The sequence below is a fragment of the uncultured Varibaculum sp. genome (assembly GCF_902489465.1).
In the GTDB taxonomy this organism is placed as follows: Bacteria; Actinomycetota; Actinomycetes; order Actinomycetales; family Actinomycetaceae; genus Varibaculum.
Genome location: NZ_CABTZZ010000026.1, coordinates 1 through 25,431, shown reverse-complemented (window position 1 = coordinate 25,431; position 25,431 = coordinate 1). Strand labels below are relative to the sequence as shown.

Here is a 25,431-nt window from a genome sequence, read left to right as displayed (position 1 = left end):
GAGGCAATCATACCTGTTTCGAACATAAATTGGGGCTTCTCCTTCTTTCAAAAGAAAAAATGCAGTTTGTTTGCCGGAGCCGTTATCACCCGCCATAGGTTTGGGCATAAAGGTGGCGGTGACTCCCGCTTCTTGCGCAGCGTTCTTAATCAGGTACTTGAACTTCATCATGTCGTCACCCGCCGCCATTAGCGAGTTGAAACGATAGTTGATTTCATGTTGCCCCCCGGAGCCAACCTCATGGTGAGCGCGCTCCATTTTGAGCCCGGAGTCGCTGAGGAGCTTCACCATGTAATCGCGCAGGTCACAGAACTTATCGGCGGGAGCTACTGGGAAGTAGCCGCCCTTGAGCGGGGTCTTATAGGCGAGGTTTCCGCCCTCTTCCTCCCGACCGGTATTCCAATACCCTTCAACAGAATCCAGTTTCACGAAAGTGTCATAAGGCTGGGTTTGGTAACGCACGGAATCAAATAGATAAAACTCAGCTTCGGCACCAATAAAGCAGGTATCGGCGATTCCCGTAGAGCGCAGGTAGGCTTCCGCTTTAGCGGCAACCTGGCGCGGATCGCGGGGGAAAGGCGCATCGGTGAAAGGATCTACGATGGAACAATTCACCACCAAGGTGGGGCAAGCGCGGAACGGATCCACGTAGGCATCAGACACATCAGCTATGAGTTTCATATCTGATTTGTCTATCGAAGTGAAACCGCGGATAGAAGACCCATCGAACATCAACCCGTTTTCCAGGGCATCCGCAAACTGGTCGGCGGGAATCGTGAAATGCTGACTGGTGCCAATCAGGTCGCAAAAACGGATATCAATCAGCTCAATATCCTGGTCGGCAACAAATTGTAGGGCTTCTTCGTGGGAGTTAAACAATCGTTCCTCCTAGGCTTAGCCATGCGGCTTGCGGATAAGAAAACTAAAAAAAGCATACCGCGCCCGGGCACTGCAGCGAGATTCCCGCCCAAAACCGTGGGAAGTTTCGCAAATATTTTCCGAGGGCGCGGCGGGAGTGCTCGAACCTGTCAAGGCTCCTCAGCTGTGGTATTCCAGAGGCGGACAGGATAGAGCTACGGTGCCCATAAGGATTAATAACCAGGGGTGAGCTCTCCAAGGTATGCGGATCAGTAGCCGAGGCGGTAGCAGCAGGTAATTACGGGAAATATCAACTGCTACCTGCCGAACCGGGTAAGCAGCAATACCTACTTGCCAATGTCTTTCAGTTTGACGTTCTGGAAATCAATGTCGAACTTGATGTCTTTACCCGAAAAATCTACGTTCTTGAGAACGAAAGCTTTATTCAGATCCATGGGGATTTCTTCTTTTTTCATGCCCATATCAGCAGGGCTGAGCTTTTGCCCCATGAATTCGTCACTACCGTTAATCATGAACTTGTCCGGGACTAGGAAGAGTTTTCCAGATTGTCCGTCTTTACCAGGTTCAAAATGCATACCCATTTCAACCTGAATCTTTAGACCTTGTTCTTCCGCCTCGGCAGTAATTTTGTTACCGTTGCGCCGCATATTCATTTTGGAGGCAGTGGCATCTTCCTTTATGGCTTTATCAAATTCTTCACCCGGTAGGGTGAAAGTCATATTGCCCTTTTCAATGATGGGATTATCTCCACCTTTCAGCCCATGGAAAACAGCCCGCACATCCTTTATCTTTAAATTCTGTTTTGACCCCTCGGTAGCAAAAGTTCCCGCCGAGGCAGTGACTTTTGCTTCGCGATAATAGTCTTTAAAGTAACTAAGGAGCATAGGGCTAGAGTTAATTTCAGTCCGCACATTCGAAAATCCCTCTTTGACGAATTCGTTTTTCAAGGATCTCTCTTGCGCACTTGCCACTAAAGTGTTGGCGATAAATAGCCCGATCAAAGTAACAACCAGTACCGCCACAATCACGATGGTGACGATCAAACCGGTCTTGGGCTTCTTGGTGGGGGTAGCCGGCGGCATTGCGTCCGGCGGCATTTGCGGGTTCACCGGTGAAAACTGGGGGCTGTCCGGCATCGGATACCCTTGAGGGGTGGGGCTTGCATTATCAGGTTGAGGTGTATAAGTCATGCTTTATGTTAACAGCTACATTCCAGCTAGCCGGCGAGGAATGCGGGATTTTCAGTAAACGTTATTAAAAGTTAACTTCCGCTTTCCCATCTGCGATGCCAACCTGCGATTAGGGTGCCAGGCAAGAACGTAGCGCCCGTGCCAGTCCGCTCGCGTCTGGGGTTGGCGCAACCGCCGCAACTTCCAACCCCAGTTGCGCTGCCACCTGGGCACTCGGCTCCCCGATACAAACTAGGTGGGGGAGGGTACAGGCAGCTTTTTCGGGGCAGGAACTGAATATCCCGAAGTCAGCGAGGGTGCGCAGATTAGAACCAGAAGTAACCGCCACCGCATCGGCGTGGAAATATTCTTCCGGACACGCAGAAACCGGGGTCATGGTGTAGAGGGCGCAACTATCAACCTGGTAGCCTAGTTCGCTTAATGCTGCAGGTAAATCCGGTTTACTGAGCGCAGATCCCGGTAAGAATACCCGGGAAGGGCGGGAGAGACTGGGGGTTAAGTTAGCGAAACAGCGCGCCAAATCGGTGGCGTTACCGCCCGCTTGCAAAGTAACATTCCAGCCAGCCTTGCTTGCGGCCTGGGAGCTAGCCTTACCTACTGCTGCTACCTGCGGAAAGGTAGTAAGAGGCGGCTCGGCAGCTAATAGCTTTTGTAAATGCTTCACGGTGCGAGCAGAAGTAATCACCACCCAGCTATATTCCCCGCGCCGCAAACTGTCTAGGTAGCTAGAGACTCGCGGATCGCTAACCGGGCGCGATCTGGTAACCGGAGCGCCAACTATCTGGCACTCAGGCAATTCTGCCTGCAGTTTTTTTGCTAACGGGCGCGTTGAGCCTGCCGTAAGTGCCACCGTAAATGCCATCGCCGCCCTCCGAAAATAGTTTCCCGTTGCCCGATATTAGCCGCGTACCTTGGAAGCCCCCAGGTCAGCAAGCTCGCCACCCCCCGATTCTAGGAGGGCGCGCGCCACGCTCTCACCCAGCTGACGCGCCTGGTCAAGCATCTCGGCGAAGGTCTTTTCCGGATCGGCCTGCAAGGAGTCATTGACGCGTACTTCCCGAGTACCATCGAGGGAAATAATCGCGGCAGTCAGATTAAGCTTGCCCGCCTGCATCTGGGCAAAGGCCCCTACGGGCGCGGCACACCCGGCGTTTAGCTCTGCTAACACTGCCCGCTCCGCCGTAGAAGTAAGTGCAGTTGCCAGGTCATTAAGCTCTTCCAGTGCGGCCGCTAAATCGGGGTGGGCTTTAAGCGCTACCCCTGAAGTCTCCACCGCGAGCGCCCCTTGCGCTGGGGCTGGAAGCACCTGTTCAGGATGGAAACGCTCATTGGCGTAAGCGCCCAACCCAATCCGATCCAAACCAGCCGCCGCCAAAATCACTGCATCCAAGTCGTGTGCGCCCTGAGAAATTTTTTCCCGGGTCTCCCGTCCATCAGTAAAGTCACCCTCAGGAGCGGCAATGCCTTTCACCCTGCCCAGGCGGGTAGGCACATTGCCGCGAATATCCACGATGTTGAGGTCGGGACGTAAAGCCAGGATTTGGGCGGAGCGACGCGGAGAACCCGTCCCTACCTTGGCTCCCTGGGGTAGAGTCTGCAAAGTTAAACCGGGAGCCGCACATAGTGCGTCCCGAGCATCCGCGCGGCTGGGAATCGCCGCAACTTTTAGACCCGGAGCCTCCTGGGTGGGTAAATCTTTGAAAGAATGCACTGCTAAATGACAGTTTTCCTCCAAGAGTGCTAGGCGTAGTTGCGCGGCAAACGCCCCAACGCCCCCCAGTTTTTGTAAAGAGGCGCGGGAAATATCGCCGGCGGTGCGCACTTGCCGCAGTTGCACATTTAGTCCCTGAGCGCGCAAAGCGTTAGCTACGGTTTCCGATTGGGTTACTGCCAGGCGGGAAGCACGAGTACCCAAAATTAAAGCGTCCGAGCGCGTTTCGCTAATCCAGCCGGTACCGCGCATTTTAATCGTTTGCGCCTGACGGACTACGGCGGCAATCCCCGAACCGGCCACCCAAGAGCCTGCTAAATCCAGACCGGGATAGGCATGCAGGTCTTCTAGCAGCTTGGTGGTCATTTCCCGATGTTTAGGGGTGAAAGGTGGCAGAGAGCCATCCCAGTGAATAGTCATCGAACCGAGCAGTTGTTCTGGGGAAATCTGTACCCCCAGCAGCCGGGAAGCATCCTTTAACGCGCCCTCGACCGATACCGGAATCTCCGGTCCATTTGCCCAACCATAAGACACTCTCAGCAGGTGGCGACCTTTACCGGCAGCTTCCTGCGCCCACGGCCATTTGGAAGTGTAATGAGTGATAGCTTTCGCTCCCACGCAGCCGTTTTCAATATCTTTATTGCTGGGGCGTTGCACCAACATTCCGGAACCGCGCGGATGAGCATCTAACGCCGGGCAGTCCACAAACAGAGTCACGTGTGCGATCGGGCCGCCCTGGGGGAGCTCACCGACTTGAATCCCTGGTACTTCACGCAGCATCGGCGCGGCTAAATAGCCTGGTAAAGCCACTACTACCTGCGGGACAGTAACCGTGACTGCCTCTCCGATATTTATGGGACTAGCCCCGGGAGTCGCCCCCGATTTGGTGTTAGAAACTGTTACCTTCCAGCCTGCTGAGCCGGGCTGATTCGAGCCAGCAGCGGCATCGGCATCAGCGTTTGATTCGTCTTTTGCCGGTTCCAGTTCGAGACCGCGCACATGAGACAAAATCAGCCCCCCGCCCTCTTCAATACGCTGCGCTAAGGTTTCTACCAGGCGGAACATTCCTCCCTCGGGGGCGAGTACGGCGGGTTTGCCGGGCTTTAGTCCGCGCAAAGCGGCGACTGCTTTCACCAGCGAACCGTGTTCTTTTAGGGCGGGACGCAGTCCGCGCAGCACGGTATCGGCGTTTAGGCGGTCGGTGCTTGCCGAGTGGATTCCCCCGGCAACGGGCGCAACTACTTTTTCTAAAACCGCGTTTCCTAGGCGGCTAGTTACCAGACCAGTTACGGTGGTTTCTTCCGCCCCTACCTGCGACCCCATAGTTAAGTCCTCACGGGCGCGCTGCATTTCTGCTTCGCTGAGCGCTCCCACAATGCCCGGGTCATCGAGGCTGGCAGGAATCCCTAGCATACCGTGAGGAATCGGAAGCGCGCCCTCGGGGTTACCAGCGCGAGTGTGGTGAAAAATCCAGGATTTACCACGGGGAGCAACCAGCGGTAAACCTAGCTCTGCGCATAAATCTTTAACTTCGCTAGCCCCCGCCGCAAAAGCTTCAGCGCCAATATCGAAGGTGAAGTCCCCAAAACGCCCCGAACAAATCAGGCCGCCGGGGCGTCCTCTCTCTTCAATCACCGCTACCCGCGCACCCTGTTTTTGCAGAGTATAGGCGCTGGTCAATCCAGCCAGCCCTCCTCCGATAACCAAAACATCATAATCGGCTAATCCAGCTAGGTCGTGCATTGCATCTCCTTGCCACAAACGGTTTTTGAGGCGGTGTGCCCCGGATAATCTTTCAGCATAGTCGTTAGCGCTTAACGCGATTCGTGTACCTGGTCGACGATTTCTTGCAAAACCGCGGGGTCTGCATTCGGCGGCACCCCATGTCCCAGATTGACGATATGCGCGGCGGCCTGCTTGCCCTCCGCTAACACCTGATCGACGTGACGGCGGCGTACCTCAGTAGAGGCGAACAAAACGGCAGGGTCAATATTGCCTTGCACCGCAAAACGGTCACCGGGGCCATGCTCGATTAGCTTTACGGCTTCACCTAGAGGTAGCCGCCAATCAACCCCGATACATTCCGCCCCGGCATCGCGCATCAAATCCAGCAGGTTGCTAGCTCCCACCCCGAAGTGAATCACCGGGACTCCGTGGGCATGAGCAGAATCAATCACTACCCGAGAATGCTCAAGGCAATAGGTTTGGTAATCGGCGCGCGAAAGGTCGCCCACCCACGAGTCGAAAACTTGCGCCGTGCGCGCCCCACCGGCAATCTGTGCCGCCAGGAATGCCGCCGACATATCCGCACACCAGCTGGCGAGCCGGTTCCAGGCATCCGGGTAAGAATGCATAAAAGCCCGCGCCTCCAGGTGATTCTTCGAGCGGGTATCCCCAATTAGATAGGAGGCCAAAGTAAAAGGCGCAGCCGCAAACGCAATTAGGGGAGTATCGCCCACCTCGGCGCAAACCATCTGCGCGGCCTCGGTAATACAATCCGGATCAAAGCCTTTAAAGCTGATGAGGCGGTCTACGTCCTTAGGGCTCAGAACTGGGTCGGCGAAAACCGGGCCTTTACCGGGGACGATCTCTACCTTTAAACCCGCCAAATACAGGGGGGTGACAATATCAGAGAAGAAAATCGCGGCATCTACCCCGTAGCGGCGCACCGGTTGCAGCGTTATTTCCGCTGCCAGTTCGGGGGTAGTGCAGGAAGTGAGCATATCGTTACCGGCGCGCAGGCGGCGATACTCCGGGAGGGAACGCCCGGCTTGGCGCATAAACCAAACTGGAGTTTTATCAGGACGCAGGCCGTGAACGGCTTGTAGGAAAGAATTTTGCTCAGACATATTTCCATGATCTATGGCATTTTCGGCTGGCGCAAGCAAGTGCAGTAACCAGCTGGCTGCGGACTGCTCCCCGCGGCTAAGAAACCAGAGAAACTATTTTTCTGACACATTTTCCGCATCTGTCTGTTGCAAAAAACAGGGATTCTTGCTGACGCTCTGGCAGATTATTTTTCTTTAGTAACGCTCTGGACTGGGTAAATAGAATTAATTAGGGTGCGGATAGGCCGGGATCTGCCGGGTGCTTTTCAAAAAATAAAAAATGATCTAATGAGTCCGTGGGTCTTTCTTCCTATTCGGTGCATCATCTCCGTCACGGGCTTAACGCCGTGGCGGCAGCTTCCAGTACCACTGATGGCCTGCCTGAGGATCTCTTGCAACGTCTACCTGAGGTAAGGGGAGTGCTACCGCTTTCCACTTGCAATCGGGTAGAGATCATTATTGAAACAGCGCCGGCAATCTCCAGCGAGCAACTGGCAGCGGTAGATAGCTACATCCAATCCCGCCTGGGAACTATCTGCGAAATTCGCCGTGACCGTCAGGTTTTAGAACATTTATTTACAGTTGCCTGCGGGTTGGATTCCATGGTGGTAGGAGAACGCGAAATCTCCGGACAGCTGCGCCGCGCCCTGCGGGTAGCCACCCACGAGCGGATATCCTCCGCCACTATTACCCGCGCCTGCCAAGGAGCACTAACTACTTCCCGCCGGGTCGCGCAGCTAACCGGAATTGCCTCCCAGGGTCGTTCGGTAGTTGCCTGCGGTTTGGCAATAGTGGCGGAACGAATAGATCCCCTGGTAGGTACCCCCACACTTTTGATCGGAACCGGCTCCTATGCGGGGGCAGCAGTCGCGGCGCTGCGTGCCAAAGGGGTGCAAGACATCTCGGTGTACTCCACTTCTGGGCGTGCCGAACGTTTCGCTTACGGCCATGACTTGCAACCGGTAGCCAAAGACCAGCTGGTAGCGGCGCTAGAAGCAGCCACTTTGATTGTTACCTGCCGGGGTATGGGTTCTCCGGTACTCACCAAAGAGGAAGTACAGCGGGCTTTAGAATTATCTAGCGGAGAAAAAACCATTCTCGATTTGGCCTTACAAACCGATATTGAGGACGGGGTTGCCGATTTAGAGCGGGTACGGGTAATCAACCTAGAAGAAATTAGTGCCCAGGTACCGGAAGCCGGGAAAGCCCAGGTTAAGCGGGCACAAGAGATTGTGGCCGAGGGTGTGCAGGAAGCCGAAGCATTGCTCGCCGATCGCCAAATGGATTCGGTAGTGGTGGCGCTGCGCGATAGCTTCCGCCAGGTGCTGGCCGATGAAGTGGAGCGCCTGCCCAAGGGAGATGCTATTGCCCGGGAAGAAGCCGAATACGCGCTGCGACACCTCGCGGCTCGGCTAGCCCATATTCCCACGATTAACGCTCATCGCGCCGGACGCGAAGGGATGGGGCGGGAATACGTAAACGCCCTCCAACAGGTGTGGGGATTGGATCTGGAAGTTCCGCCAGCTCCACAAGATAAGACGCAGGTCTGCCCGGTAACCGGCTTGAGCGTTGACGATTTGAAACAGGAAAGCTCCAGCGAGGAGGGACAGTGAGTCAGATTTCTGCCCAATACGATGCGGTGATGCTGGTCAGCTATGGCGGGCCGCGACAAATGGAGGACGTGTTGCCGTTTATGCGCAACGCTACCTCCGGGCGGGGAGTTCCTGACGAGAGGTTAAAACAGGTTTCCACCCACTATGGACGTTTCCACGGAATCAGTCCCATAAATGCGCGAAACCTGGAAATTCGACGCGCCCTCGAGCTGGAACTGAGCCGGCGGGGCGAAGATATCGAAGTCGTAATCGGGAACCGTAACTGGCATCCCTTTATCCACGACACCCTATGCGACCTGGCAATGCGAGGACTTACCCGGGTACTTTGTATTTTCACCTCCGCCTATGTTTGTTATTCGGGGTGCAGGCAATACCGGGAAGACTTAGCCGCCGCGAAAGCTCAGCTACAGGCTCAGGATTTATCGCTGAAACTGGATAAAGTGCGCGCCTACTACACCACTGAAGGCTTCGTAGGAGCCTATACGAAGTTGCTGTTGGAGGCAGTAGTAAATCGGGAGCAAAATAGCGGACACGTACCTTACGTAACCTTTGTGACCCACTCGATTCCCAGTGCCATGCAGGAATGCTCCGGCCCTGCCGATAGCTCCCGCCCCGACTATGTGCGCCAACACCAACAGGTATGCTCCGAGGTCGCGGCGAGGGTGAGTAAAGAGCTGGGGCGGGAGCTGAACTGGGATTTGTCCTATTGTTCCCGCTCTGGTCCGCCACGAATGCCCTGGTTAGAGCCCGATATTAATGACCGCTTAGCGCAACTGAAAGCAGAGGGCGTAACTGACGTAGTCTGCGTACCTATCGGGTTTATCTGTGACCATATGGAAGTGGTTTACGACCTGGATACCGAAGCTAAAGAAACTGCAGCCCAGTTGGGGCTTAACTATTTGCGGGTGCCTACGGTAGGCACCGATCCGGGCTTTATCGGAGCACTCGCGGATTTGGTGACCGAGCGCGCTCAGGAAAAAGCAGGAGGCGAGGTCGCCTATGCCCAAGATGCTTTAGAACCCCGATGGCCAGCCTGGGCGCCCCCCGGAGATTCCCGGGTCAGCAAACAGGGAGCTGACCTGCCAGTCGAGTTTGAAACTAGAAAAGAATAAACAGCTAAAAGCTAAAAGGAGAAAATAATGGCTCATCCGATGCCCAATGATGTATCCCCCGATCCTCGCGATCATAAAGTGGATCCTGAGGAAGTAAATGCGCGCAACAACTTTTCTATGCACGCGGTTTTCGAACTAGCTTTGCCGCTACCTGCCCAGGAGGCAGAGCGAGCAGCTATGGCGCGCGAACTCGAGGAAACCATCGCAGAATTGGGAGTAACCGTACGCGGCTGGTATGACGTTGCCGGTTACCGCGCAGACGCTGATTTAATGTTCTGGTTCCTAGATGAATCCAATGACAAGCTACAAGATGCCTACCACGCGGTATTGAACTCGCGGCTAGGAGCCCACTTGGTGCCGGTGTGGTCGATTATGAGCGCTCATATGACTGCGGAGTTCAATAAGCCCCACCTGCCTGCCTGCTTCGGTGGTTGGGCGCCCCGTGCCTATGCTGCGGTTTACCCGTTTGTGCGTTCCCTCGAGTGGTATTACCTGCCCAAGGCTAAGCGTAGCGCCATGCTCGCCGAGCATGGCCGCAATGGTGCTGGTTACCTGGATGTAGCGGTATCTACTTTGGCGACCTTTGCGCTTAATGATTATGAATGGTCAGTGACCCTAGAATCCGATGATATTAACCGGGTTATGGGCGTGCTGCGTCAGCAACGGGACTGTGAAGCTCGACTGCATGTCCGCCAGGATACGCCCTTCTATACCGGCAAGCGGATGGAACTAGCCGAATGGATACAGCGGCAAACTACTGAAAAATAGTCAGTATCGTCTTGCTTAACAGCTGGGGGCTGCCGGAAAGAAGTCCCAGTTCTGCGCCAACTTATAGTTAGCGGAGTAAATTAGTAACCGCACCCAAACTCTCGGGTGGCATAAGTCACAACAAACGAGTAGTGTTGAATCGGTATCTATGGTTCGCTGTCTGTCTAGAAGTTTAAGGAGTGATTAGCTTGGATTCGTCCTTTTTAGCTAGAGTCCCCCTCTTTGAGGGACTCGATCAGGAAGCGCAGATGCGCTTGTTCTCAATGATGGGACAAACCACCTTGCGCCGCGGGGAAAACCTATTTGAAGAGGGCGATGATGGCGACCGCTTGTATATCGTGGCCGAGGGGAAAATAAAACTGTCGCATCAGTCCCTTGATGGTCGCGAGAACCTGCTAGCGGTGTTGGGTCCGGGGGAAATCCTGGGGGAGCTCACCCTATTTGATCCGGGTCAGCGTTCCACTACCGCAACCGCGGTTTCACCCGCCCGCTTGGTTTTCTTAAACCATAGCGACTTGATGGTTTTTCTGGAGGATAACCCCTCCTTGGCGAAACATATGCTCAAAGCATTGGCAAAGCGCCTGCGCCGCACCAACGAGGCTTTAGCTGACCTGGTGTTCTCGGATGTGCCCGGCCGGGTAGCCAAGGCGCTCCTGGATTTGGCGGATCGTTTCGGGATCCGTACCGAGGACGGAATACATGTGCCGCACGATCTGACTCAAGAAGAGTTAGCTCAGTTGGTGGGAGCCTCGCGGGAGACCGTGAATAAGTCCTTAGCCGAGTTCGTGAACCGCAATTGGATTCGGCTAGAGGGACGCGCAGTCACCTTGATCGACATTGATCGTTTGGCGCGGCGTGCCCGCTAGAGTTTGGCATTAAGCATAGTTTTGGGGCGGCAGCCATAGCGGTTGTCGCCCCAAAACTTATGCAAAAAACCTAACACCGTGAAACAAAGCGCTAATAATAGCGTCCCTATCCCCGCTGCGTATTAACCCTAAAAAAGCAGGTTTAGACGCACTAACCTTATTTGCGGTATGGGATTACCCAACTAGCGCTGTTTAACTTTGGCGCCGGTTGTAACTGGTTAAGAACCTAGCCTTCCGTTGGCTCGCTCTTTTCCGCCGCCTTGACCTTGCGTTCGATTAGATAATCTTTGCGTCCCGCGCGGCGCGCGCTATGTGCCAGGAAGGCCATTGCTAGCAGGGTCAAACCAGCCAGTACTAACATTCCCGATCCACCTGACCAAGCCAAGTGATGGGCGATATTGGAAGGAAGTGCCTGATAGAAGTGGTCTTGCTGGCCGGCGTTATCGAGAGCGGTTAGCAGTGGTTGCAAACCATTGGCAGTTTGCTCGGGAACCACCAGGAAGAACGCTCCTCCTACTGTTAAGGCTAACCCGGTAATAAAAGCGCCTAGAGAAGAGAAGCGGGCTACTAGAGCCAGCAGGAAGACCATGATTATCGCCACCACAAGTTCAACCCATTGACCGGCATTCAAGCTCGAGGCGGGCAGCAATACATCTCCGCCACGCGTACGCAACCGGGTAGCGACATCCAGAATTAGGTACCAGGTAAGCGGAACCAACACTAAAAACAGCAATAGCGACCAGACGTGAGCAGCTGCGCGTGAAGGCACTGTCGGTTTGACCGTGGCTCCATCGAAAATAGTATCTTCAAAGCTTTGTTGCCGCTCCGCGGTAGTTAGCACTTCCTCCGGTTCGGTTTCCTCTACCGAATCCCAGTGGGGCGAGTCCTCCTCGACCGGATCCGTCGCTTCCTCAGAGCCGCTCAGCAAAGAATAGCGCCGGTCAGCGGTGCTTTCCACTTCGCTAGAGGGGGCGGGCTCCATCCCAGAATCGTCTTGATCTACCTCGCGGCTGCGTTCCATGAGTGATTTGCGCTCTAAAGCCGGGGAAGCGGCGTCACTAGCGTCTTCTTCACTTACGTCAGGTACGCTCACTTCCGCTGACTCGTCCTCGTCAGTTAAGTCCGCATTCGTGTTTTCCGCGGTACCCACAATCGCGCTATCGGTGTGCTCTAGCTGCTGGGCGGGAAGGTTTTCTTCGCCTGCTGGAGCTGCCTCTGAGCTGAGGCCGTCCCCCGCGATCAGGGAATCGTTATCAGAGGGGGAAGTAGCGTGATGCTCGCCGGGGATCAAAGTATCTTCGGGAGCCTGCTCTTCTTCGCCTTCTTCTCCTACGAACCAGGTTCGGGTAGTGAAGTCGTTATCCGGCTCGTTCTTGCTCATCTGACCTCCAACGAAATCGCGTTGTCTATACAACAGCAACCATAGATTATGAGAGCAGATATTGCGGGAGAGCGCGCCGCGCAAGTAAAAAATACTTGCGTCAGATACGGAGTTAAGTTAGCGGGACAAACCCTAGTCCAGCAGCTGATGGCGCACAATCGTGGCCGCGCGGTCCGCTCCTACCCCGACTACGCTAATGCGGCAGCCCGAAAGCTCCTCTAGATGCTCAATGTACTCTTGTGCCTTGGTCGGCAAATCCGCAAACGTCTGGCAGCCGGTGATATCTTCTTTCCAACCGGGCAGCATTTCGTAAATCGGCTGGGCATGGTGGAAAGCAGTCTGATCGGCAGGGAGCTCCTCAAAACGCTGTCCATCAACGTCATAGGCTACGCAAACCGGAATTTCATCGTATTTCGAAAGTACATCCAGCTTGGTAATCACTAAGTCGGTGAGGCCGTTGACCCGAGCGGCGTAGCGAGCAACTACCGAATCGAACCAACCGGTACGGCGCGGGCGTCCGGTAGTTACCCCGAACTCCCCGCCCGCCTGACGCAAGTCCTCTCCCTCTTTACCAAAAAGTTCGGTGGGGAAAGGGCCTTCCCCTACGCGAGTGGTGTAAGCCTTGGCGATACCAATTACCCGGTCAATGCGGGTCGGTCCGATTCCTGATCCCGAGCAGGCGCCACCGGCAGTGCAGGACGAGGAGGTTACGAAGGGGTAGGTGCCGTGGTCGATGTCCAGCATGGTGGCTTGACCGCCCTCTAAGAGGATGGTTTCTCCGCGATCCAAGGCCAGGTTAAGCTCGGTGGTGCAGTCGAAAACCATAGGCCGCACCCTGTCCGCATAAGAAAGTAGCTGGTCAGAAATAGTTTCTGGATCGATAGGCTCTTCGGAGAACTGTTTTTCGATCACAAAGTTCTTACCTGACAGAGCGGAGCGAACTTTTTGGCGCAAGATTGATTCGTCAAATAGATCCTGGATACGCAGGCCAATCCGGTTCATTTTATCGGCGTAGGTAGGTCCAATCCCGCGACCGGTGGTACCAATCTTGCGTTCACCCAAAGACCGTTCTGCCAGTCCGTCCATTACCTTGTTGTAGGGCGGAATAATATGAGCGTTGAGAGAAACCTTTAGTCGGGAACAGTCGACCCCAGCTTCCTCGAGCATCTGGATTTCCGCAAACATGACTTCCAGGTCAACTACTACTCCGTTACCGATGACTGGAGTTACCGTGGGGGAGAGGATACCCGCCGGGATCAAATGTAAACCAAACTTTTGATCGCCTACTACAATGGTGTGACCAGCGTTATTGCCGCCATTGAACTTAACTACCCAATCAACGCTCTGGCCAACTAGGTCGGTGACTTTACCCTTTCCTTCGTCTCCCCATTGGGCTCCGACAACAATCAGTGCGGGCATGAACTATTTCCTCTCAAATAAGGACTTTTGCAAGGCTGTTGGCGAGATTTATCCGGCAGCGTTTGCACTCTTACTATCTGAGTTTATCCGTCTTGCCCTCGGGTTGGTAGCGATGGTGCGGTAGATGAAACTTGAGAGACTGCAAAAGGCGAGGACGCGTCCACGGAAACCGGGCAGACGAAGTTCTTCCCTAAGGGTGCTTGCCGATAGCATGGGAACATGAGCCTTCGCATTTATGATTCTGCCCGTCACCGCATCGTGGATTTTGAGCCGGTGAAAGCCGGACAAGTAGGAATTTACCTGTGCGGAGCCACCGTTCAGGGGTCTCCCCATATAGGACACGTGCGTTCGGCGATTGCCTTTGACGTGCTGATTCGCTGGCTGCGCCGCAGCGGTTACCAGGTAACCTATGTGCGAAACGTTACCGATATTGACGACAAAATCTTGAATAAATCCGCGGAGGCGGGCTGGCCCTGGTGGGCATGGGCGTACCGCTTCGAGCAAGAGTTCGCCGCCGCCTATCGCGCCCTCGGGGTGCTGCCCCCGACCTATGAACCGCGCGCCACCGGGCAGATTCCCGAACAAATCGCCCTCACCCAGCGTCTCATAGATGCCGGTCACGCCTATAGTGATGGGAATGGAAACGTCTATTTTGATGTTAAATCCCTCAAAGATTACGGCTCGCTGACCCGGCAAAAACTCTCCGATATGCGAACTACCGAGGACGAGAGCCAGATCGATAACCAAACCGAGGCAGGAAAACGCGATCCGCGGGACTTCGCCCTCTGGAAAGCAGCAAAAGACAGCGAACCCGAGACTGCTAAATGGGATTCCCCCTGGGGAAAAGGTCGTCCCGGCTGGCATTTAGAGTGCTCGGCAATGTCACGGCGCTATCTGGGAGAAGCTTTCGATATTCACGGGGGCGGGATTGACCTGCGTTTCCCCCATCACGAAAATGAACAGGCGCAATCTCACGGTGCCGGTTGGCCATTCGCAAAATACTGGATACATAACGCCTGGGTAACTATTAAGGGTGAGAAAATGTCGAAGTCACTGGGGAACTCCCTGGTGGTTTCGGAAATCTTAAAAACCACGCCGGCAGCGGTGCTCCGTCTCGCCTTAGGGACTACCCACTACCGTTCCACCGTGGAGTATTCCCCGGAAACCTTGGAGCAGGCGGGCGAAACTTGGAATAAGTTTACTTCTTCCCTGGCGCGTTTTGCCCAGGCAGCCCCCGAGGTTGCTGAGGCCAGAGCCAAAGATTTGGCTGCGGTCGCCCTTCCGGAGGCTTTTTGTGCAGCTATGGACGATGATTTAAATATCGCGGCTGCTCAAGCGGTGATACACGAAAAAATTAAGCAAGCTAATACCGCGTTTGAAGACAGGAAAACTGCTGAGGGTGCGCAGATAGCTATCCAGATTCGCGCCATGCTAGAGGTATTAGGGCTTGATCCTCTCTCGGAGCAATGGCGGGAAACTGACGGCGGAAATGAATCTGCCGCCGCTGCTGCTTTGGAAAAGCTCGTAGCTGAACAGCTGGAACAGCGAGTTCAAGCGCGCAAAGAAAAGGATTGGGCGCGCGCGGACGGAATCCGCGACCGCTTAGGTGCGGCGGGGATAATTATTGAGGACGGAGCTGGCGGCTCCACTTGGCATTTAGGTTAGGGGTTTTCAGATGGCAGTTCGCGGAGATCACCACGGCAGAATGAAACGCACTGATAAGAAGGGCGCTCCTAAAGGCAGCGGCGGCAATAAACGGGGTTTGCGGGCGAAAGGCCCCACGCCGAAAGCCGAAAACCGTCCTTACCACGCCGCTTATCGCGCCCGTATCCAAAAAGAGCGCCGCGAAGAAACACAAGCAGCTCAACGCAAGGCGCGTGCCAAACGTTCCCTGATCCACGTGCGAGGTGGGCACCAACTGATTGCCGGACGTAACCCGGTGCTGGAAGCCCTGGAATCTGATATCCCGGTGACTCGAGTGTTTGTGGCGGGTAACCTGGCGGCCAATAAGAAACTCTCCTTGTTGCTCGCCAAAGCCAGCGCGCAGGGGGCACCCATCGTGGAAGTTCCCCGCTCCGATTTGGATTTAGCTACCGAGGGCGCGGTTCACCAGGGCGTTGCTCTTGAAGTACCCGAGTTTGAGTACACCGATTTAGCTGAGCTCTTTGACAATGCGGAAAAAAATCACGCTAAGCCACTGATTGTGCTGCTAGATGGGGTTACTGATCCACATAACTTGGGAGCGATTGTGCGCAGCGCTGCCGCCTTTGGAGCCAGCGGGGTAGTGATTCCCGGCAGGCGCAGTGCCTCGATGAACGTGACTGCCTGGAAAGCCTCCGCCGGAGCCGCCGCACGTTTGCCGATTGCCCGAGTGTCCAACCTGGTAAATGCGATTAAACAGTGCAAAGAGCAAGGCTGCTTCGTGCTGGGATTAGATGGCGGCGGTACTTGCTCGGTGAGTGAATCCGGTTTGGCAGATGGCCCTTTGGCGTTAGTTACCGGAGCTGAAGGTGACGGGATATCCCGCTTGGTGAAGGAAAACTGTGATCTGCTCACCCGAATCGAGATCTCTTCTGAGGTGGAATCCTTAAATGCCGCGGTGGCTACGGGGATTGCCCTATTCGAAGTGGCTGCAGTGCGGCGGGAAAAAGCGGACGCGCTTCCTTAAGAGTTATAACCCAGCAGACGCAGGGTAGCGACCACCGTACAGACAATTGCAAATAGGCTCGCTAAAGCGCAGAAGACCCGGGGCCAGAGGGGAGCAACCTTCTTGCGCCACAGATAAAATAGCAACACCAAAGCGAAGATTCCCAGGAAGAACCCGAGCGGAACCAGCAGGGCAGTGGCAGTGCAGGCGATCCCAAAGGCGATCGGTAAGAAATAGGAAAAGAAGTTACGTCGGATGCGTTCGGAACTAATTAGTGACTCAATTTTACTGTCCAAATAATCCGATTTTACGGGTGCCGCGGACACAGTTTCTCCCCAACCGACCAACTCACCATATTCACGCAGCAGGCGGGCATCCTCGAAACGAACGCGGGCGGCCGCCTTTCCCCAGGGAACCTCGGTATTTTCCGCAGCTGCTGCCGCCTGAATCACTTGCGCGCCATTACCAGCTTTAATCACCGTAGTATCCGCATCAGCGATAGCTACTACCTGTTGCGGATCCCCTAAGTAGGCGTAAAGCTGTTCGCGGGTGTAGGGAATTGGTAGAGAGGCAGTTTCCTCCATCTCTGTTACCGCCAGACGAACCGCACCAATTATTTGGTTCCGGCGCAGAACCGGAGTCAATGAGAGCAGGGAAGCCAGAGTTTGAAAATACTGCTCAAGTGGGGAAAGCTGTGCCTCAGTCTGCAAGCATCTCACCTCACCCGCTTCAGAAAAATACGCCAAGGCGGCGCAATTGTAAACATGTTGTTGAAAATATGTTAACCCAGTATCCCAGAATGAAAGATTCTTTTTGAATAGCAGCTGGTCTTTGCGAAACTGGAACAGGTAAAAGAATGAGAGTGGGGATTTCACACAATGAATAGCAAGACACGTGTTCTCAATGTGCTGGTTACCGGACTGGCACTTTTCGCCATGTTTTTCGGGGCTGGCAACCTGATTTTTCCAGTAATGATTGGGGTGGAATCGGGAGTTGAACAGGTTCCCGCCACGATCGGCTTTATGCTTACCGGAGTGCTACTGCCCATGGCCGGCATGATTGCCGCCGCTACCTCTTCTTCCGGAGTGCTCGGGATTATTGAACGCATCTCTCACTACCCGGGTCTGGTTTTTTGTTGGCTGATCTTTTTGTCGACCGGAATGCTATACGCGATTCCACGTACTGCCGCCGCCTCTTTTTCAATGTCATTCCAAGCCACCACCGGGGACTCTCACCTGGCGCTATTTATATACACTTTGGTATTCTTCGGCATCGCCGGTTACCTGTGTTTGAATCCGCGTAACGTGCTTGACCGGATTGGCGGTCTACTGACTCCCGCGCTGCTGATTCTGTTGGCGGTAATGATTATTGCGGCGGTAGTAACTATGTCTCCTTCGGAGGCAGCTCCGATTGAAAAGTATGCTTCAACCCCCACTTTGAAGGGTATTTTTGACGGTTACGGCACATTGGATGCTATCGCTTCCTTGGTATTCGGGGTGGTGATTATTCGCGCACTGCGGCAAAAAGGATTCCAACCGGGCAGGCAGCTATTTGGGGTTACCGCCCTTTCGGGAGTGATCGCCGCTTTCTTCCTTGGTCTGGTCTATTTTGGGCTGTCGATGGTGGGTTCGCGCGTGGGACGGCTAAACCCCAACGTTAAAGATGGCGGGGAAGGCCTGGCGTTCGCCGCGCAGCATTTATTTGGATCTACCGGCAGGGTGATCTTGGGTGCAATTGCTATTTTGGCTTGTCTAACTACTGCCATTGGTCTAGTCGAGGCTTCCACCCAGTTCTTCCGGGGATTGTTCCCGCAGATTTCCCGTCCGGTGTGGGTGGTTTTACATGTGGTGATATCTTTAGCAATCGCTAACCTGGGGCTAGAGGCACTGGTAAACGTGATTATCCCGGTAATGATGTTCTGCTACCCTGTCACCATCATGCTGGTAGTTACCTGTATCATGGATATTTTCATTCCCGGACATATGTTCTGGGCCTACCGGCTTTCGGTGTGGGTAGCTGCGTTCTTTGGTCTTTTCGATGGTTTGAAGGCTGCCGGAGTGTTAGAGGAATGGATCGATACCACGATTCCGTTGGCTTCACTAGGGCTGGGGTGGTTGATTCCGTCTATTGTGATGCTGTTGGTCGGGCTGATTATCGATTTTGCGCAAGGCAGGATGAAACAGAAATACGACTATGATGCGGTAGCCAGGGAACGGAACCAATCCTTGGTAAGTGCCGGCTTAGCGTTCAATGAAGATGAACTAGACGAAGTTGCTAAACCGCAGGAAAACCCAACCGAAAAATCCGATTCGAACAGCTAGAGGTTTTCTATTCCCGCCAAGATTACCGGCACTATTCCCAGGAGGATAAATGCCGGTAACTGGCAGATACCTAGGGGAATAACCAGCCGAACCGAGAGTTTTTGGGCGGCTTGGCGAGCGCGCTGGTCTTTACTAGCGCGTACCCGCAGTCCGGCACCTTTCAGTAAAGCCTCAGGGGATACCCCGTCCTTCCAGGCAGGTTCGAGGGCGGCAGCTAGATATTGAGCCCATTCGGGGCAGCTATCCCCGCGTTGCAACAGAGACCAAGCTAAGTTCCATTCAACTCCGAAAATTAGCGCGCGAGAAACCGCTGCTAGACGAGGTTCTTCACTGGCAGTTGCCAAGGCAATTAAGACGCGCGGAATCGCGGCGCCGCCAGCCAGTCCGGAGCTTGCCAAGTCCAGCATCACTGCCGGATCAATAGCGCCACGCCTGGGATCTACACTGCTAGATTTGCGTGGCGGAAGCGCGGGCAAAAACCAGGGCAAGGCACCCAAGAAAATCGAGATTCCCAGGATAAACATTTCTATGCCTTTTCGGCTTGCGCCACTAAGCGAAACATCCAAAACATCCCGGTTAACAGGGCGATAACCCCGGCCAGCGCGCTGATCGTTCCCAAGCCTCCAGCGAGTATAGCGTTTAGCGGATTGATTCCTAGCAGGGATCCCAGCACGATTCCTCCCAAAGGTAAAAGCCCCAAAATAGTGGCGGAAGCCTTCGGGGCGGTCAATGCCAGTTTCCGGGCACGAGCGGCATTGGCGGCTTCCGTAAGAGAATCTGCGCAACCGGTTAACACCTCAGCTAAGGGGGCGCCTAGCGCCTCGGAAAAACGGACTGCTGCCAGGAGCCCAGTTAAAGATGCCTGTTCCCAAGTAGTTAAATTTGGGGCTATCGCAGCTTGAATATCTGTGGCGCTGGCAGTTTTGGGACGGGAAAAACCGTGGCGTGGCAAGCTTTTTATCCAGGCTGAATCGGGATCGGCACCGGCGTTTAGGCGGCTCGCTACCTCTATAACTGCCGCTGCTAGTTGGGGTTTTGGTTTAAAATGGCGCCGCAGGATCCCGGCAAAGTGGGTAATGGAATCAGCTATTTCAGACAGGCGGCGGGGTCTGGGCGGACGAGCATCCGGTAGATGCCAAGGTAAACCGGCAAGGGTTAGAAAAAGTCCCATTAAGGTAGCAGTTTTCCAGGTCACGATACCTCCGCAAGATAATCGAAATCCATATCTACCAGCTGTGATAGTTTTTGACACCCCGCGCCGCGAAGTAACTGCCCGGCAGGAGTAACTTTGAGTGCCAGTTGCGCCGCCAGGTGGGCATGATCCCAAATCGGCACCCCGACCTCGGATATATAGCGCCGAGTGCTTCCTCGCTCCGTTGAGCGGCGAATCTGTAAAAAGGCATCTACCCCCGCTATCACCTGTGCTCCCACGGTAGATTCCGGCATTAAGGCCAACGCTCCTAGTGCCACCAGACGGGCAGGAACCTCTGTGACCGCATTGGCATGTACCGTTGCCCAAGTGCCTTCGTGACCGGTGTTCATCGCAGACAGTACTTCCCGTACCTCCGGGCCACGGCATTCCCCCAGTACAATCCGATCCGGACGCATCCGCATAGCCGCACGCACCAGCTTTGACATGGGAACCGCGCCTACCCCTTGCACATTGGCGCTGCGTTCTTGAAGGTGGACTAGGTGGGGATGGGAAGGGAAAAGCTCGGAGACTTCCTCGATACATACAATCCGCTGGTTTGGGGGAACCAATTCCAACAGGGCAGATAGGAGCGTGGTTTTCCCCGAACCGGTGGCTCCGGAAATAAAACAGGAAGCGCGCCGGGAAACTAAGGCTGTCACCACCGGCGCTAAGGGAACAGATACGGTTCCTGATTCCACCAATTGGGTAAAGTTTAAGCCTTTGGCTCGCGGGCAGCGCAAAGAAATAACCGGAGAGGGTACTGCTAGGGGAGGTAATACCGCATGGAGCCTAATGCCATTTGGTAGCGTGCCGTCGGCGATCGGCGCGGCATCATCTAAACGCTTTCCGGCAGCTCCCGCCAACCGGACTGCTAAAGAACGTAGATTACTGTTGGAACCAAAATCCAGTCTGGTTTTGCAAAGACCGCCGCCACTATCGACCCACACTTGCTGAGGTCCATTGATTAAAACATCGGTTACTTGCGGGTCTTGCAGCAGGGATGTCAGCTGGGGGCTAAACCCGGATAGTTCTGCATTTATTGCTGCCAAGTTATCCAGTAGGTGAGTGGTTCCTGCTGTTGGCGCGCTTTCTTGGCGGATTACTTCTGCGGGAGCCACACCGGAGGCTACCAGTAGGCGGTTATCCCGGTCAGTTTGGGAAGCTGCTGCAGGCCGAGGTATCTGCTTTAAGGCAGGTAGCCATTTTTTGAAAGCCTTCATGTGGCCGCCGCCATAGTATTTCGCAGTAGCTCGGCCAACCTCGCTTGTAAACTCTTCGGCCACAAACTGCCCAGTCCTTGCGCTTGCAGCCGGTTTAGTTCCCGGCAATGCGGCACGAAATATCTTTGATTGTCGCTGCTAGGGTGAAATATTCTATTAGGGACGCGATTGGTCACTAGCAGGATCCTGTGCTGGTGGATTTGTTGCAGAACCTGTCGATTAACTGCTGATTGCGAGTAATCCCTGACTACCAGAATTTGCCCGGGTAAATTGTTTAGGTCTTGCACGGAACCAAGTTGTCCCCAATCGATAACTACCAGTGAAAATGCGCGAACTAACAAAGAAAAAAGAGGTGATAGCTGTCGGGGATCGCCGCGGTGGAGCTGGAGAAAACGGGTATTTTGCACCCCGGGTAAAACCTCACGTAAGCGGGAAACTAACAGGTCTGCTTCCAGGTCACGAGAGGAAAAGTTGCTAATAGCGGGAAAACCGAGTTTGCGCAACCCTGATGAATATTGGGGCGAAATCGAGTCTGAGAAAGGACAGCTGGCATCTACAAAAATCGAGTTCTTTGCACTGTTTGCTAATCCGAACGCAATGGTGGAGCTGCCACTTTTCGGCTGTAATCCGAAGATATTGAGGATGCGTCCTCGGGGAGGATAGCAGTATTGATCAACCTGTGAGAGAAAAGCTCCTACCTGGGAGGGGAGGCGAAAAACCCCGGGAGGTTGCAAGGTGTCGCCAGGAGGGGTGAAGCTTCTTTGGGGCAGGGGCGGGGGGCTGAGTAAAAAATCTGCGCGAACTATGGGAAGCGGGGAGGCAAGCCAAGTTAAATTGGCGCTAGCAGGGCTGATAACCGTACTTAGGTTGGCGGCAGTAGGTGGCAGTTGAGTGGTGAAATGGATACTAGACACTCCGAGTACCTGGGACAGGAATTGCAACTGTTCCAAGTTAAATCCCCACAGTAGGCAGGTAGGATCAGCGTCGCCAGGCGCTTGTCTGGCGGGCGCTGGTGTTGGTAGATCTTTTTGCACGACCGGCTCCTGCGGGTTTGTTTGCGAGTTAAAACCTAGATTTAGTGATAGGGAGCAGGGGAGGCAACAATAGAAAAGGCGTTACTAGGAAACCAGAGTGCTCTAGATCCTTGGGGATAAACCGGAAGTAAAGAACGAGGCGCAGACAGTAAGGGATTCTCAAAAAGTTGGAGTCGGGTGGTTTTATCAGGCGGGCAGAACTGGGTTTTCCGGTGTTGAGAAGATAGGGAGAGGCTGTAGGGGCTCAAATAAGCGCCTATTTACCTTTATCGCGGCGTTTACGCGAATGTTTGGAACTATGTCCGGAAGCGGATCCTCCCAGATCCAAATAGCTCAAAGTGCGCAGGAATAAACTGCGGCAGCCGCCAGCGAATTTCTTCCCCGCTTGCGCTAGCTTGCCCCAAATAGGGGCGATGCGCGGATGTTTACGGAAAACCACTAGCGCCACTATTAGGGCTAGCAGAATAACCAAAAACCCGATGCCCCATTTTTGGTTCATCGTTATCCCCGGATGATCCTGTCCGCGTACCTCGAAACCTTTGACCAGAGCTTGAGGAGTCGTCCAAGTGACGGTGTTGCCTTCAGCTGTCGCCCCGGAATAGGTATCGGTTTTCAACACTGGGCCGGGGAAGGTAATTGTCAGGCGGAACTGGTCGGTTTGGGCATCCAAGAAATCTAAGCTTTGCACCGGGGCAAGTTTCACCACGTAGCTGTCACCGATATGTTTAATGGTCACAAACGGCTTCTTGGCCTGGGAAATGTGCTGTGCCTTCACCGTGATCGTACAGTCTGAAACCTGATCAGTGGATTTATCTTTAATCTCGACTTGTGAAGTTTTTAGGTAGTCCTCGATCCCCGGAATTTGATCTTTACATTCAATATCTTGAGTGGTTCGCGGCTGCGTTAAATGAGTACTAAACGAATAGGTATCATTGCCGTAAATCTGCATTTGGGTGCTAGCTTCACAACCCGCCAGCAATATCGCACACGGAAGTAGAATTAGAGCTAAAAGTCGCTTGCCTTTCACCCTCGCTACCTCCTTGAGTGGCGGCTATAAACCCGGTTATTGCGTTACCGTTACTTTTAATCATACTGTAAAGACTTACTTATGCTGACGGTAAGAGGTTCGCTTCCCTATCCGAAAACCAATCGGGAAGGTGTCCTATGGCCTAAAGTTTCCCGTAATATGAGCCAGGTCATAGTAATTAATGGGAATTTTTAGACCCTCGCGGTAGAGAAAGTGACTGGGATGACGGACAATGGAAAGGCAATAGCAACTGTGTGTTGCCGTGTCGAGTGCCGCAGGAGGCAAGAGATAAATGACAGTGACTGAGAAAGATGTGCTAGCTGCCGCCCCGAAGAACGCGCCGAAAGAGGTCGTTGATTGGGTAATTAAAGTTGCAGAACTGGCGAAGCCGAAAGCGATTGAGTTTTGCGATGGTTCCGAAGAAGAATGGACCCGCCTAACCGATCTCATGGTAGAAACTGGGATGTTCACCCGTTTGAATCCGGAGAAACGTCCTAACTCCTTCCTGGCTCGCTCGCTACCCTCCGATGTGGCGCGCGTAGAATCGCGTACTTTCATCTGCTGTGAAAAGGAAGAGGATGCTGGTCCCACTAACAACTGGGCAGATCCCAAGCAGATGCGCGAGACTCTGAATGAAAAGTTTGACGGTGCGATGGCTGGCCGCACCATGTACGTGATTCCTTTCTCCATGGGACCGCTGGGTGGCCCGATTTCTCAGCTGGGTATCGAACTCAGTGACTCCCCTTACGTGGTCTGCAATATGCGGATCATGACCCGTATGGGTGCCAAGGCAATGGATCTCATCAACGAGGGACGTCCCTGGGTTCCGGCGGTTCACTCCGTAGGTAAGCCACTGGCTGACGGCGAGACTGACGAGGCCTGGCCTTGCAATGAAGAAAAGTACATCACCCACTTCCCCGAAACTAATGAAATTTGGTCCTTCGGTTCCGGTTACGGCGGGAACGCCCTGCTGGGCAAGAAGTGCTACGCCCTGCGTATCGCCTCCACCATGGCTCGCCGTGACGGCTGGATGGCAGAGCACATGCTGATTCTGCGTCTAACCGACGAAAAGAGTGGCGAACAGTACCACGTGACCGCTGCATTCCCCTCCGCCTGCGGCAAGACCAACCTGGCCATGCTGCAGCCGACTATCCCCGGATATAAAGTCGAAACCGTTGGTGACGACATTGCCTGGATGCGTCCTGGTGAGGACGGTACGCTGCGCGCGATCAACCCTGAGGCTGGCTTCTTCGGTGTTGCTCCGGGAACCTCTTACAAGACCAATCCGATGGCTATGGAGACCATGAAGGAAAACTCCATCTTCACCAACGTAGCCTTGACTGACGATGGCGATGTCTGGTGGGAAGGCATTGACGGAGACATCCCCGATCACCTGATCGATTGGCATGGTAATGACTGGACTCCGGAATCTGGCGAAAAGGCCGCTCATCCGAACTCCCGTTTCACCACTCCGGCTGCGCAGTGCCCGATTGTATGCCCCGATTGGGAAGCTCCCGAGGGCGTTCCGGTCACCGCTATCCTCTTCGGTGGACGTCGTGCTTCTAACGTTCCGTTGGTAGCCGAGCAGTACTCCCCGGCACACGGCGTATTCATTGGTGCGTCCGTAGCCTCCGAGCAGACCGCTGCTGCTGAAGGTGCTGTGGGATCCCTACGTCACGATCCCTTCGCTATGCTGCCCTTCTGTGGCTACAACATGGCTGACTACTGGGGTCACTGGCTAGAAATGCAAGAGAAGCTGGGCGAGAAGTTCCCGCGGATTTACCAGGTTAACTGGTTCCGTAAGGACGAGGACGGCAACTTCTTGTGGCCGGGCTATGGCGATAACGCTCGCGTTCTGGACTGGATCGTACGCCGCGCCTCCGGCAAGGTTGACGCGATTGAGGGACCGACTGGTTACTACCCCAAGTTCGAGGACTTCAACCTGGAAGGCACCGGTATGGGTCAGGAAGAATGGGACAAGATGTTCGCCATCGATCCCGATGCCTGGCTGGCCGAGACCGAGGACACCGAGAAGTACTTCTCGCAGTTCGGTGACAAGCTGCCTAAGGCTATCGCTGACGAGCTCACCAAGCTGCGTGAGCGTCTGCAGGCACTGAAGTAACCACCTAACGGAGAGTTACCTCTTTTCTTTTTAGAAAAATAAGAGGGGCGGGGGGGGGACCAAAAAAAACAGCCGCCCCCGCTTTTTCTTTTTTTTTTTTT

21 protein-coding genes are annotated in these 25,431 nt (G+C 54.4%); 8 read left to right on the top strand and 13 right to left on the bottom strand.

Annotation, left to right across the window (positions count from 1 at the left end):
- From RDM26_RS05930 to hemE, 5 genes are all read right to left on the bottom strand, one after another.
- Positions 1–879, bottom strand: an 879-nt coding sequence (locus RDM26_RS05930; protein WP_307738084.1) for a glutamine synthetase beta-grasp domain-containing protein, incomplete at its 3' end; no start/stop codon positions are given.
- Between the two features lie 326 nt (positions 880–1,205).
- Positions 1,206–2,069, bottom strand: a complete 864-nt coding sequence (locus tag RDM26_RS05925; RefSeq protein WP_307738083.1) for a hypothetical protein — start codon at positions 2,067–2,069, stop codon at positions 1,206–1,208.
- 109 nt (positions 2,070–2,178) lie between these two features.
- Positions 2,179–2,931 (bottom strand): uroporphyrinogen-III synthase, encoded by a 753-nt coding sequence (locus RDM26_RS05920; protein ID WP_307738082.1) that lies wholly within the window; start codon positions 2,929–2,931, stop codon positions 2,179–2,181.
- A 36-nt stretch (positions 2,932–2,967) separates the two neighbouring features.
- The gene (gene hemC, locus RDM26_RS05915; RefSeq protein WP_307738081.1) at positions 2,968–5,523 is read right to left on the bottom strand and encodes a hydroxymethylbilane synthase; all 2,556 of its coding nucleotides are present in this window, start codon (positions 5,521–5,523) and stop codon (positions 2,968–2,970) included.
- A 71-nt stretch (positions 5,524–5,594) separates the two neighbouring features.
- The gene (gene hemE / locus RDM26_RS05910) at positions 5,595–6,629 is read right to left on the bottom strand and encodes a uroporphyrinogen decarboxylase (RefSeq protein ID WP_307738080.1); all 1,035 of its coding nucleotides are present in this window, start codon (positions 6,627–6,629) and stop codon (positions 5,595–5,597) included.
- 275 nt (positions 6,630–6,904) lie between these two features.
- On the opposite strand from hemE, the gene RDM26_RS05905 reads away from it, so the two are divergent.
- The 4 genes from RDM26_RS05905 (at position 6,905) to RDM26_RS05890 (ending at position 10,967) form a co-directional block, all read left to right on the top strand.
- Positions 6,905–8,221, top strand: coding sequence for a glutamyl-tRNA reductase (locus tag RDM26_RS05905; RefSeq protein WP_307738079.1), 1,317 nt, complete (start codon positions 6,905–6,907; stop codon positions 8,219–8,221).
- Complete coding sequence (hemH, locus tag RDM26_RS05900; RefSeq protein WP_307738078.1) at positions 8,218–9,333, top strand: ferrochelatase; 1,116 nt, start codon at positions 8,218–8,220, stop codon at positions 9,331–9,333. Before RDM26_RS05905 ends, hemH begins: the two co-directional genes overlap by 4 nt.
- A gap of 27 nt (positions 9,334–9,360) precedes the next feature.
- A complete protein-coding gene (gene hemQ / locus RDM26_RS05895) occupies positions 9,361–10,101 on the top strand; it encodes a hydrogen peroxide-dependent heme synthase (RefSeq protein WP_024059957.1) in 741 nt (246 codons plus the stop codon).
- Between the two features lie 248 nt (positions 10,102–10,349).
- Complete coding sequence (locus tag RDM26_RS05890) at positions 10,350–10,967, top strand: Crp/Fnr family transcriptional regulator (protein ID WP_374041531.1); 618 nt, start codon at positions 10,350–10,352, stop codon at positions 10,965–10,967.
- 226 nt (positions 10,968–11,193) lie between these two features.
- Here the strand turns inward: RDM26_RS05890 and RDM26_RS05885 are convergent, their stop codons facing one another.
- Complete coding sequence (locus RDM26_RS05885; protein WP_307738077.1) at positions 11,194–12,348, bottom strand: hypothetical protein; 1,155 nt, start codon at positions 12,346–12,348, stop codon at positions 11,194–11,196.
- A gap of 132 nt (positions 12,349–12,480) precedes the next feature.
- Positions 12,481–13,767 carry an adenylosuccinate synthase gene (locus RDM26_RS05880; protein WP_307738076.1) on the bottom strand — a complete coding sequence of 429 codons (1,287 nt, stop codon included), beginning with the start codon at positions 13,765–13,767 and terminating at the stop codon, positions 12,481–12,483.
- A gap of 219 nt (positions 13,768–13,986) precedes the next feature.
- Between RDM26_RS05880 and cysS the strand changes: the two genes are divergently transcribed.
- Positions 13,987–15,432: a cysteine--tRNA ligase gene (gene cysS, locus RDM26_RS05875; RefSeq protein ID WP_307738075.1), complete on the top strand. Its 1,446-nt coding sequence runs from the start codon at positions 13,987–13,989 to the stop codon at positions 15,430–15,432.
- Between the two features lie 10 nt (positions 15,433–15,442).
- Positions 15,443–16,435: a 23S rRNA (guanosine(2251)-2'-O)-methyltransferase RlmB gene (rlmB, locus tag RDM26_RS05870; RefSeq protein ID WP_307738074.1), complete on the top strand. Its 993-nt coding sequence runs from the start codon at positions 15,443–15,445 to the stop codon at positions 16,433–16,435.
- Here the strand turns inward: rlmB and RDM26_RS05865 are convergent.
- Positions 16,432–17,124: a hypothetical protein gene (locus RDM26_RS05865; protein WP_307738073.1), complete on the bottom strand. Its 693-nt coding sequence runs from the start codon at positions 17,122–17,124 to the stop codon at positions 16,432–16,434. The two genes, rlmB and RDM26_RS05865, sit on opposite strands and share 4 nt — an antisense overlap.
- Before the next feature lie 168 nt (positions 17,125–17,292).
- Here RDM26_RS05865 and brnQ point away from each other — a divergent pair, with 168 nt between their 5' ends.
- On the top strand, positions 17,293–18,735 hold the full coding sequence (brnQ, locus tag RDM26_RS05860) for a branched-chain amino acid transport system II carrier protein (RefSeq protein ID WP_307738072.1): 1,443 nt from the start codon (positions 17,293–17,295) through the stop codon (positions 18,733–18,735).
- Here the strand turns inward: brnQ and RDM26_RS05855 are convergent.
- The 5 genes from RDM26_RS05855 to RDM26_RS05835 all read right to left on the bottom strand — a co-directional run bounded on the left by RDM26_RS05855 (position 18,732) and on the right by RDM26_RS05835 (position 23,208).
- Entirely contained in the window at positions 18,732–19,259 is a 528-nt protein-coding gene (locus RDM26_RS05855) for a type II secretion protein F (protein WP_307738071.1), read from the bottom strand. The two genes, brnQ and RDM26_RS05855, sit on opposite strands and share 4 nt — an antisense overlap.
- Positions 19,260–19,261: 2 nt before the next feature.
- Positions 19,262–19,930, bottom strand: a complete 669-nt coding sequence (locus tag RDM26_RS05850) for a hypothetical protein (protein ID WP_307738070.1) — start codon at positions 19,928–19,930, stop codon at positions 19,262–19,264.
- Positions 19,927–21,147: a TadA family conjugal transfer-associated ATPase gene (locus RDM26_RS05845; protein ID WP_307738069.1), complete on the bottom strand. Its 1,221-nt coding sequence runs from the start codon at positions 21,145–21,147 to the stop codon at positions 19,927–19,929. Before RDM26_RS05845 ends, RDM26_RS05850 begins: the two co-directional genes overlap by 4 nt.
- A complete protein-coding gene (locus RDM26_RS05840; protein ID WP_307738068.1) occupies positions 21,144–22,181 on the bottom strand; it encodes a hypothetical protein in 1,038 nt (345 codons plus the stop codon). The genes RDM26_RS05845 and RDM26_RS05840 overlap by 4 nt, the downstream gene beginning before the upstream one ends.
- Before the next feature lie 256 nt (positions 22,182–22,437).
- Entirely contained in the window at positions 22,438–23,208 is a 771-nt protein-coding gene (locus tag RDM26_RS05835; RefSeq protein WP_307738067.1) for a hypothetical protein, read from the bottom strand.
- A gap of 292 nt (positions 23,209–23,500) precedes the next feature.
- On the opposite strand from RDM26_RS05835, the gene RDM26_RS05830 reads away from it, so the two are divergent.
- Positions 23,501–25,330 carry a phosphoenolpyruvate carboxykinase (GTP) gene (locus tag RDM26_RS05830; protein ID WP_307738066.1) on the top strand — a complete coding sequence of 610 codons (1,830 nt, stop codon included), beginning with the start codon at positions 23,501–23,503 and terminating at the stop codon, positions 25,328–25,330.
- Positions 25,331–25,431 lie beyond the last annotated feature (101 nt).